Origin of the sequence: Pseudoalteromonas sp. P1-9, assembly GCF_001399975.1 — a bacterium.
Lineage (GTDB): Bacteria > Pseudomonadota > Gammaproteobacteria > Enterobacterales > Alteromonadaceae > Pseudoalteromonas.
This window is the reverse complement of sequence record NZ_LKBD01000030.1, coordinates 48306-58418: the sequence shown is the minus strand read 5'-3', so window position 1 is coordinate 58418 and position 10113 is coordinate 48306. Positions and strand designations below refer to the sequence as shown.

Sequence of the window (10113 nt, the reverse complement as noted above, 5' to 3'; positions counted from 1 at the left end):
GCTTAGATTACTAGGCCACACATCGAGCGCCGCGATAAAAGCACGCTCAAACAGAACAAAAATAGAACAGCAAAGATCAACAGACCCTAATTACTCAAATAAATTGCTTAATTGGTATTGCGCTGTTTTAGACCACAGCACTTTGCGTTTATTAAGGTTACTTTGCACGTCTGGCGCAATGGCATAACGGGTTAACACTTCCTGTGTGATATCAAGTGCATCACCTACACCAATAACCGACCACAACTCTTCTTCTAAATCTTTTGCTTTGTGCTGCGCATATTGGCTGATATAACCTAACTCCTTGGCAATATAATCGGTATCTGGTCGCCCAGTACGCGAAATATATAAACGAAAGGCAAAGAACAGATCTTCTCTGACACTCGCCGCAACAAAGGTTTTGCGGTTATTAACTTGTTTGCAGTCAAGTAATTCAGTAACCAATGCTTTATCGGGATCGCGCTCTTTTGGCAGTAAGCGAACAAATAAATCAAATTGCAACGGCGCATCATGACGCGCCATATCTTTAAGCGGTGCGCTAATTAAATTATCAAACGCGTTATGCTTAATTAAATGCTTAAACTCAAAGTTCTTAGTTAAGCTGGCCATATGGCTTAGCAATAAGTGACAGCTGCTGGGATAAAGGCCTTTCGCAATGGCGCCAACTTTGATTTGAGAGCCGCGCTTGTGCAAATAAAACGGAAACTGGCAAACATTTTTCGTCACCATATTACGCAGAGCGGTCGAAAGCCCCGGCGTTTTGGGTGACTCTTCTGAAGCAACAAGCTTTGATTTATTGTTTTCAATTAACTGATTAAAAAAGCGTGAGCCTTGGTGCTCCATATCGGTAGTTGGTTTATAGGTGCGTAAATTCACGACCGTTTTGGTTTTACTAACCGCCATTACTTCATAGGCTAATTTACTTAGCTGGTATTTTTTAGTTAGCTTTTGTAATTCAGGCAGTGCGACTAGCAGTAAATCGCCTTTTTCATAATCGGTAGGGGCGGCAAGTTCAAGCTGCAAACCATTCACCGAGAAATCCAACGTGTGACCTGTTAGCTCGCCTTTTTCTTCTTGTTCTAATTGAATAGGCGTTTTGTATAAATAACGTGTTTCGTTGCGCAAGTTAATATAATCAAGTGCTACAAACTCAACATCTGGGTAGCTGCGCAGCTTTTGATGACCATATTGTTTTAAGTGATTAACATGGCTTTTATCAAAAGTAATTTTCTTTAACGTATCACTTGATGATGCACTGGTGATATCAGTTAACAACAATAAATACTTGGTGTCTTTTACAATGCCTTGTACACGTGGAGAAGGTGGTTTATTGAGTTTAGCAACTTCGCTGCTGGCACTATCTGGTAGTGATAACGGAATGTAACTGTCTTCGCTTGAGCAGGGCATTAACTGTACATTGAACACCCTAAAGCTTGGTTTTTGGCTGGCAAAGCCCCAAAATAAATTACGTAAATTCGGCGTGTTATTTAGCTCGCTCTCGCTTGCTGAATAATAGAAAATTTTACCGTTATTAGTATGTGTGAAGCAGTATAAATTGATTTGCTTAACATCACCCGGCGTGTTTTTTAATTGGTTAATGCGGGCTGAGTTTAATATTTGTGGCAGTACTGAGTTGCGATTTTCATCATTAAAATAGCGTGCAACATTTAAATTATTTTCGTTAGACAGCACTATATTCGGAATAACGCGCGCATCTTTTACGCTTAAAAATACAAACAATGATGCAACACGCGGCAAGTAATATTGCTCATAACCTTTTACAACAACGGCATCAAGGGTGTTATCTAGATTCACTTTATAACGGCGCTTATTGCCGTGAATAAAGCTTTTTAAAAAGTCATCTATGGTTTTATTGTCATCGCTGAAGGTGCGTTTCATGCGTACATGATTTAATTCTGCATTGACCGACTCTACGGCAACCACTTCGTATTCCAAACCGTTTTTAAGCCCTAACTCAAAGTCTTGCTCTAAACCCATTAGGCGCATGCGAATGGTTTCGCCTTTACGTACTTGGTAGCGCGAATAGAGTTTTACTTTACAACCGCTAACGGAAATATCTGACGTAGATGCTTCAATTTCGCTGCCAGAGGGTAAAAACAGCTTTACTTTAATTGAGTAATTCATGCGTTCTTCTGAACGCGACTCGTATGAGGCAAAAGATACCCAATTGACGCCGGACTTTTCTTCTTTTTGCTCGCTACTGCCAACCGGTTGAGGGGCAAGCTCGCCACGCTCTTGCGCTTTGCGCTGCATTACTTTGTGATTGTTTTCGGTGTTCATTACCGCTTCATAAACGGCAAGGGTGTAACGTTTATAGCGGCGAATTCCTGCCTCAAATACATTGATGGCAATTTCATCCATAAAGTGCTGCTTACCGTTATAGCTGTAGGCGCGCACATCACCGGTTACTTGGCCGCGTAAATCAATAAAGCGATTGATTGGCTGAAGTAGACGGTTCATTTCCATTTTTATAAGGAACCGCTCTGAACTGCTTAATGTTTTGGTTTTTTTAGTAAAAATCGCATCAAAATTAGGGCGTCCCAAGTCGCGCTTGAGATCTTCAATAAGCGATTGATACTTTATCAATACATCTTCAGTCATAAAAACGGATTGTTCCTTAATTTTTATTATTCTACTTGCTTGAATAGGTTAAGATATCAAACAATTTTGATTTTAGCTTGTCGCATTTAGCGGTGAAGCGTGATTTATTAACTGAAGCAATTACTATACCAGTATCCTAGCAAGAAACATTGATTTAACGAGTGTTAGGTGCATATTGCGTACAAATTTATAAGAGTCGGTTTTTATGGCTAAAAATAAAACTGCATTTGTTTGCAGTGAGTGTGGCGCAGAATTCGCCCGTTGGCAAGGTCAATGTGGTGAATGTAAAGCGTGGAATACAGTGACTGAATTTCGTGTGCCATCTATTAAGCAAACGCCAAGAAGTGGTGGCGCAACAGCCGGTTATGCAGGCGCGATTGAAGCTAAGGTGCAAACCTTAGATGAGGTTAATCTTGAACAATTGCCACGTTTTACAACAGGTTTTGCTGAATTTGACCGCGTACTGGGTGGCGGTGTGGTGCCGGGTAGTGCAATTTTGATTGGCGGTTCTCCTGGTGCCGGTAAAAGTACCTTGCTACTGCAAACCATGTGTTTGCTCGCACAAAACATGAATACCTTGTACGTTACCGGTGAAGAATCGCTGCAGCAGGTGGCAATGCGAGCGAAGCGCCTTGGCTTACCCACCGATAAACTGAAAACCCTGGCTGAAACCAATGTTGAAACTATTTGCCAATTAGCGCTTAGAGAAAAGCCGCAAATCATGGTTATTGACTCAATTCAGGTAATGCATATGGCCGATATTCAGTCGGCGCCGGGCAGCGTATCGCAAGTACGAGAAGGCGCTGCTTATTTGACGCGTTTTGCTAAGCAAAACCAAGTGGCGATTATTATGGTTGGCCATGTTACTAAAGATGGATCTTTGGCCGGTCCGAAAGTGCTAGAGCATTGCATTGACTGTTCTATTTTACTTGAAGGTAGCAGCGATAGCCGCTTTAGAACGCTGCGTGGCAACAAAAACCGTTTTGGTGCGGTAAATGAATTAGGCGTATTTGCCATGACAGGGCAGGGTTTAAAAGAAGTTAGTAACCCATCGGCTATTTTCTTAAATCGTTCAGACGAGCAAACACCAGGCTCACTGGTAATGGTAATTTGGGAAGGCACGCGACCACTGTTGGTTGAAGTGCAAGCATTGGTAGATTATTCGCAGTTAGGTAACCCAAGGCGCGTTACGGTTGGCCTTGAACAGAACCGCTTGGCGATGTTACTAGCAGTATTGCACCGCCATGGTGGCTTACAAGTATCTGATCAAGATGTATTTGTTAATGTGGTGGGTGGTGTAAAAGTTACTGAAACTAGCGCCGATTTAGCCCTTATCACTGCGCTTGTTTCAAGCTTTAAAAATGCCTCACTGGCACGCGAATTAGTGGTATTTGGTGAGGTTGGCTTAGGCGGTGAAATTCGTCCAGTTCCAAGTGGTGTTGAGCGATTAAAAGAAGCGGCAAAGCATGGCTTTAAACGCGCTATTGTACCTATCGCCAATAAACCTAAAGAGCAAATTGAAGGCATGGAAGTGATAGGTGTGAGTTCGCTAGCACAAGCGTTAGAAGCACTGTTTTAATTCACTTTGATGTGTGTATTTATAGATATAAAAAAAGCAGCGTAACGCTGCTTTTTTTATGCTGTTTTGACGCGGCTATTAGTGAAGAATACGTGCGCGAATTGTACCGTCGATGGCACGTAGCTCTTTTAATGCCACTTCTGAATGATCTGTTTCTACATCAATTACCACATAACCAATGGTTTCGTTTGTTTGCAGGTATTGCGCTGCGATATTAATACCGTGTTGGGTAAACGCTTGGTTAATTTGCGTTAGTACACCTGGTTGGTTGTGGTGAATGTGCAATAGGCGGCTGCGATTAGCCAGCTCTGGCAACGATACTTCAGGGAAGTTAACAGCCGATACCGTTGAACCGTTGTCTGAGTACTTAGCGAGTTTACCTGCTACTTCAACACCAATATTTTCTTGTGCTTCTTGGGTTGAACCACCAATGTGTGGCGTTAGAATCACGTTGTCAAATTCGCGCAGTGGTGAAACAAACTCTTCGTCGTTACCTTTTGGCTCTACCGGGAATACGTCAATAGCTGCACCGGCGATTTTCTTTTCTTGCAAGCTGCTGGCAAGCGCATCAATATCCACTACCGTACCGCGTGACGCGTTGATTAAAATGGCGCCCTGTTTCATAACTTCTAGTTCTGCAGCACCAATTAGGTTTTTGGTTTGCGCCGTTTCTGGTACGTGTAAGCTGATTACATCGGATGTTTGCAATAACTGCGTTAAATTTTGTACTTGCGTCGCATTACCAAGTACCAGCTTATCTTCAATATCGAAGAACTGTACTTTCATGCCGATGTTTTCAGCCATAATGCTTAGCTGTGTACCAATGTGGCCGTAACCGATAATACCTAAAGTTTTACCACGTGCTTCAAATGAACCTGCAGCTGATTTTTGCCATTCACCGCGATGTGCTTTGGCGTTCTTCTCAGGAATACCGCGTAATAGCAGTAAAATTTCACCGAGTACTAATTCAGCTACTGAACGTGTATTTGAGAACGGTGCATTGAATACTGGAATGCCAAATTTCTGTGCTGCATCCAGTGACACTTGATTGGTACCAATGCAAAAACAGCCAATCGCAACCAGTTTATCTGCTTGTTCAAGTACAGCTTCAGTTAAGTGAGTACGTGAGCGAATACCAACGAAATGTGCATCGCGTAAACGCTCGATCAGTTCAGGCTCAGGCAAGGACGTTTTAACATAATCAATATTGGTGTAACCATTACGCTTAAGTGTTTCAACGGCACTTTGGTGCACGCCTTCAAGCAGTAAAATTTTAATTTTGTCTTTTGCTAACGATACCTTGCTCATAACCTTTCCTAAATATTACTTCAGCGTTTTAGGTCCTTGTGGTGTACCTACAATCACTGTGTTTGCGCCGCGCTCGGCAAATAAACCATTGGTTACTACACCAACAATTTGATTTATTTTTTGTTCAGTTTGTTTGGCGTTGTCGATATGCATATTGTGCACGTCTAAAATGACATTGCCGTTATCTGTGATAACGCCTTCGCGATAAACAGGGTCACCACCAAGGTGTACTAATTCTCGTGCAACATAGCTGCGTGCCATTGGAATGACTTCAACCGGTAATGGGAAGTTACCAAGTACATCAACAAGCTTTGTTTCATCAACAATACAAACAAACTGTTTAGCAACTGCTGCTACGATTTTTTCACGTGTTAACGCGGCACCGCCACCTTTGATCATTTCGTTAAGTGAGTTGATTTCATCTGCGCCATCAACATACACACTTAAACTATCTACATCGTTCAATTCAAAAATCTCAATACCGAGTGCTTTTAACTTTTCAGTTGAGGCTTCTGAACTTGAAACTGCACCGCGAATGTCATCTTTAATGCTCGCAAGTGCATCAATAAAGTGGTTAACCGTTGAACCTGTGCCAACACCAACGATGCTGTCTTTTTCAACGTATTCCAGTGCTGCCCATGCAGCTGCTTTTTTCATTTCATCTTGAGTCATAGGTAAAGGCCTAATGTTTGAACGGATTTTAGAGTTGTAAGTATTATACCTAGTTGCACCTTACATGCTTACCATAAATAACACTTTTTTGGCGTTACTATGGTTTTCAGTGGTACATCCCAACTTTCAATCGGTAATTGGTCAATGTGTTGGCAATCATGGGCAAGGCCGATTATTTCGGGCTTGGTACGTTGTTCGCGATAATATTTAGCGAGCGTACGATCATAATAGCCGCCACCCATACCAAGGCGGTTACCTTGTTGGTCAAAAGCGACAAGTGGTGTGCAGAGCACATCTAAGTCTTCAACCAAACAAACCTGACTACAATTTAACTTGGGTTCCAAGATACCATAGCGATTTGGCGTCATGGGTGAATTTTTCTCATACCTTTGAAAGAGTAAGTAACCGTGGCAAAAGGGGTGTAGTACAGGTAGGTAAACTTTGATGTTTTTACGCCATAATTCCTCAATTATCAATGAGGTATCAATTTCGCTGTCGTTTGATAAGTAGATCCCAACTCGGCGTATACTGGCGTTTTTAAAGTGTTGAAAAATGTTCACGTTAATTTTTTTCGCGGCTTCACGTTGTTCAATTTCTGAAAGTTGAGCGCGACGTTCTCGCATTAACTTGCGAATATTTTGACGTTCCATAGCAATATTTAAATATTAAAAGGGCAGTAGATTAGGAAATGCGACAATTACACCGAGTAAAGACAGTAAAATGGCAATTAAAGCAAAGAACAGCCAATTGATATTTTTTGGTTTGTTACTTGATTCAACGGTTTCATCAAACTCAAGCTCTTCGCCCCAATTATTGTTTTCAAGCTCTAAGTCGATTTCACCATTTTGTTCTTGTTGCAGCCGAGCTAAGTCATCGACTTTTTCTTCAAGGCGAATAATTGATGTGGTTATATAGTCAAGGGCAGCCAAAATGCGCTGGTCGACATCGTGCTCAGGTTCTTGTGTTTGCGCTTTGTTTGCATTGACTATTTTGACTTTAATGCCGAGCGCAGAGAATGTTTTTTGCTGTTTTATTGCTTTGTCTTGCGAGATAGGACTAAAAATGAGCTTGCCCGCAAGAAACTGTGTAGCTTTTGCATCAGACAGTTTTAATTTTGTTGTTAAGATTGTTTTCGCCTGTTCGGTGGTGACATTGTTACTTAATTGGGCGAATTGAATGCGATAGCTCATATACTTAGCAAAATTAATTGTTTTGCTAAGTATATAGTTGTTAAAAGCTTTTTTGCAAAGTTAAAAAGCAGCAAGAACTGCTGCTTTTTAATGTGATTAGTACTTAGCTGGACCTGATGGCAGGGAGTTTAAAATAAACTCGCGTACATCTTGGTTTGATGTTTCTAAATCAGCGCGACGAAGGTACATCATGTGCCCGCTTTCGTAGCCTTTAAAGCTCAAGCGTTCACGCATTTTACCACTTGGGTCAAGTTGCCACATTGTGTACTTGGCATCAAAGTAATTTGTTGCGCCATCAAAATAACCCGATTGCACCATTACATTTAAATATGGGTTTTGCGCCATTGCTAAGCGCAAATTCTCGCCGGTTTTATTATCGCTGCGATCCCACGGGTGAACTGAGCCAAACATGTTGTATTTTAGATCTGTTTTATAGCCGAGCTCTTGTTGTAGGTAGTAATTAATTGCCGGTGTGAATGAGTGCAACCATGAGGTTAATTCAGCCCAATAATCAGGGCGACTACCTGCATCACGCTTATCGATGCCTTTATAACGTGAATCTAAACGACCCACAGTAAAACCGTCTTCGCGCAGTAATTCTTTCCAAAACGCGGCATTAGGAATATCAAGATTATTGCGTAGTACAAAGGTTTCGCTCAGTGCCGTGTATTTAGCGATAGTTGCCGCAATTTGTTGTTTTTCATCAATATTAATAAAACCACCTTTGCTAATTGCAGGAATTGCTTTATTGATTGTAAAGTCTTCAACTTCGGCTAAAAACGTTGTTAGTGGCATGTTTTGATATTTCGCATTTAACTTGTTGTGATACCAAGCCGTTGCGGCAAAGTAAGGAATACGATTAGCGGCTTCAACTGGGCCTTCGCGTTTAATGCCAATTTCAGTAGGTGATACTAATATTACGCCATTTAGGTACATCCATTGGCGATTTTGCAATTCAAGCGCAAGACCAGAAACACGTGTTGTACCGTAACTTTCACCAATTAGAAACTTTGGTGATAACCAGCGATTGTTGCGTGTTACAAAGGTATTAATCCAATCCGCTAGGTATTTAATATCGGCATTAACACCAAAAAATAACTCTTTTTGTTTATCTTTACTTGGCAGTTCACCTTTGTCATTTTCAAGAACACGCGAGTAACCTGTGTTTACTGGGTTAACGTAGACTATATCAGCGACATCAAGCACAGAGTAAGGGTTACTTTTAACGCCATAAGGTTGAACTGGGTAGCCTTCGTCATCAATATTTAAGATTTTCGGGCCTGTGTAAGCAAGGTGCATCCAAACCGAAGCTGAACCTGGTCCACCATTAAACGAAATCAGTAATGGGCGTTTGCCATAGTCTTTCACACCTGACTTTTGATAATACGTGTAATGCAAACTGGCAATCGCGTTACCTTGCTCATCCCACACCGGTTGCGTGCCAATTGTTGCACTGTACTTAACCTTGTTACCTAAGATTTTTACTTGGTGATTAGAGGTTTGTTTACTGTCGATTGTTATTTTTCTATCAGTGGCTTGTGATTGATAGGCTATCACAAGCGCTGAAAAAACAACTAACTGAATAAGCTTTTTCATGTTGGCCCTGTTGTTAAACATGTGGATTTAGTTAGCAAGCAGACTACTTAATTTTTGCTTGTGCGGTCAAAGAGAGTGAGACCAATATAGGCATTTTTTCGTTGAATTACTAAATCTACCCTATACTGATTAATGACGGATATAAAACAATGATGCACTTTGACTTTTTACTTATAAGCCGTTTTTACAGCGCAATAAGCTTTGTATTTAAAACGCCACTAAATAGTTAAAGCAAAAAAACAAACCCATTGTTTGTATCGATACGTACAGTAACTATGAGCGATATTGTCACCGCTAACTGATTCAATTAAGGAGAAAGTTATGCCTCAAACTCCAGTAGCAGATAAGCATGCGACTTTTGCCAGATGTTTAGAGTGCAATAAGGTTGGACTATTTGCCCCTCTGCATTGGCTTGCCCTTGGTTTTAAAGATATGGCGAGTGCGCCAATTTTGAGCCTATTTTATGGTGTTGTGTTTAGTATTATTCCTGTCGCGATTTTATATTTTGTCTATCAATCAGGTACCCATCTTGTAATTTTACCCGCCACCGTGGCATTTGCCCTAATTGGGCCGGCTTTTGCTGTTGGCTTATACGATATTGCGTGGGAACTGGAAAAACAGCACAAACCAACACTAAGCCATAGTTTAAGGTCAATGTTTCGAAACCCAGTTGGCGAGTGGGGTTTTGCGGTGCTGTTAATGGTGATTATGATTATTTGGATGCGTTTAGCAGCTCTAGTACATGCTTTGTATCCAAATAGTGTTAACCCTACATTTGACGAGCTCTCGGCCTTTTTAACCTTAGGGTCGTTAATTGGTGCAGTTATGCTCGGCAGTGTATTTGCTATTTCAGCGTTTACACCGCAAATAATGATGGAACGCCGAGTCGATATTATGACAGCTGTGGTGTCGTCGATACATGCAGTAAAAGAAAATATCGGTGCAATGATTGTTTGGGCGTTTTGTATTGTTGCTTTGGTGGCATTAGGTTTTTTAACTGGCGCAACAGGGTTTATTGTAATAATGCCGCTGCTTAGCTATGCAAGCTGGCATGGATATATTGCCATCATAAAACACAAAGGCCCTCGCGGTTACGAGTAAATAGGGTTGGTTATTTAAAAAGGGGAACGTTTGTTTCCCTTTTTT

At 41.3% G+C, this 10113-nt stretch carries 8 protein-coding genes; 2 read left to right on the top strand and 6 right to left on the bottom strand.

The genetic code is table 11. From position 1 onward, the window contains the following. Window positions 1–90: 90 nt before the first annotated feature. On the bottom strand, window positions 91–2622 hold the full coding sequence (locus AN214_RS16300) for a PilZ domain-containing protein (RefSeq protein ID WP_054980693.1): 2532 nt from the start codon (window positions 2620–2622) through the stop codon (window positions 91–93). 205 nt (window positions 2623–2827) lie between these two features. On the opposite strand from AN214_RS16300, the gene radA reads away from it, so the two are divergent. Further along, a complete protein-coding gene (gene radA, locus AN214_RS16295; RefSeq protein WP_054980692.1) occupies window positions 2828–4201 on the top strand; it encodes a DNA repair protein RadA in 1374 nt (457 codons plus the stop codon). A 78-nt stretch (window positions 4202–4279) separates the two neighbouring features. On the opposite strand, the gene serA is transcribed toward radA, so the two are convergent. From serA to AN214_RS16270, 5 genes are all read right to left on the bottom strand, one after another. Next, window positions 4280–5509 (bottom strand): phosphoglycerate dehydrogenase, encoded by a 1230-nt coding sequence (gene serA / locus AN214_RS16290; protein WP_010561826.1) that lies wholly within the window; start codon window positions 5507–5509, stop codon window positions 4280–4282. Between the two features lie 15 nt (window positions 5510–5524). Then, window positions 5525–6181 carry a ribose-5-phosphate isomerase RpiA gene (gene rpiA / locus AN214_RS16285; protein ID WP_010561825.1) on the bottom strand — a complete coding sequence of 219 codons (657 nt, stop codon included), beginning with the start codon at window positions 6179–6181 and terminating at the stop codon, window positions 5525–5527. A 68-nt stretch (window positions 6182–6249) separates the two neighbouring features. Then, entirely contained in the window at window positions 6250–6837 is a 588-nt protein-coding gene (locus AN214_RS16280) for a 5-formyltetrahydrofolate cyclo-ligase (protein WP_408002967.1), read from the bottom strand. 9 nt (window positions 6838–6846) lie between these two features. Continuing rightward, window positions 6847–7371, bottom strand: coding sequence for a hypothetical protein (locus tag AN214_RS16275; RefSeq protein WP_054980690.1), 525 nt, complete (start codon window positions 7369–7371; stop codon window positions 6847–6849). A 96-nt stretch (window positions 7372–7467) separates the two neighbouring features. Then, window positions 7468–8967: a S10 family peptidase gene (locus AN214_RS16270; RefSeq protein WP_054980689.1), complete on the bottom strand. Its 1500-nt coding sequence runs from the start codon at window positions 8965–8967 to the stop codon at window positions 7468–7470. Window positions 8968–9288: 321 nt separating this feature from the next. Here AN214_RS16270 and AN214_RS16265 point away from each other — a divergent pair, with 321 nt between their 5' ends. Continuing rightward, window positions 9289–10068 carry a DUF2189 domain-containing protein gene (locus tag AN214_RS16265; RefSeq protein ID WP_010561821.1) on the top strand — a complete coding sequence of 260 codons (780 nt, stop codon included), beginning with the start codon at window positions 9289–9291 and terminating at the stop codon, window positions 10066–10068. Window positions 10069–10113: the final 45 nt, after the last annotated feature.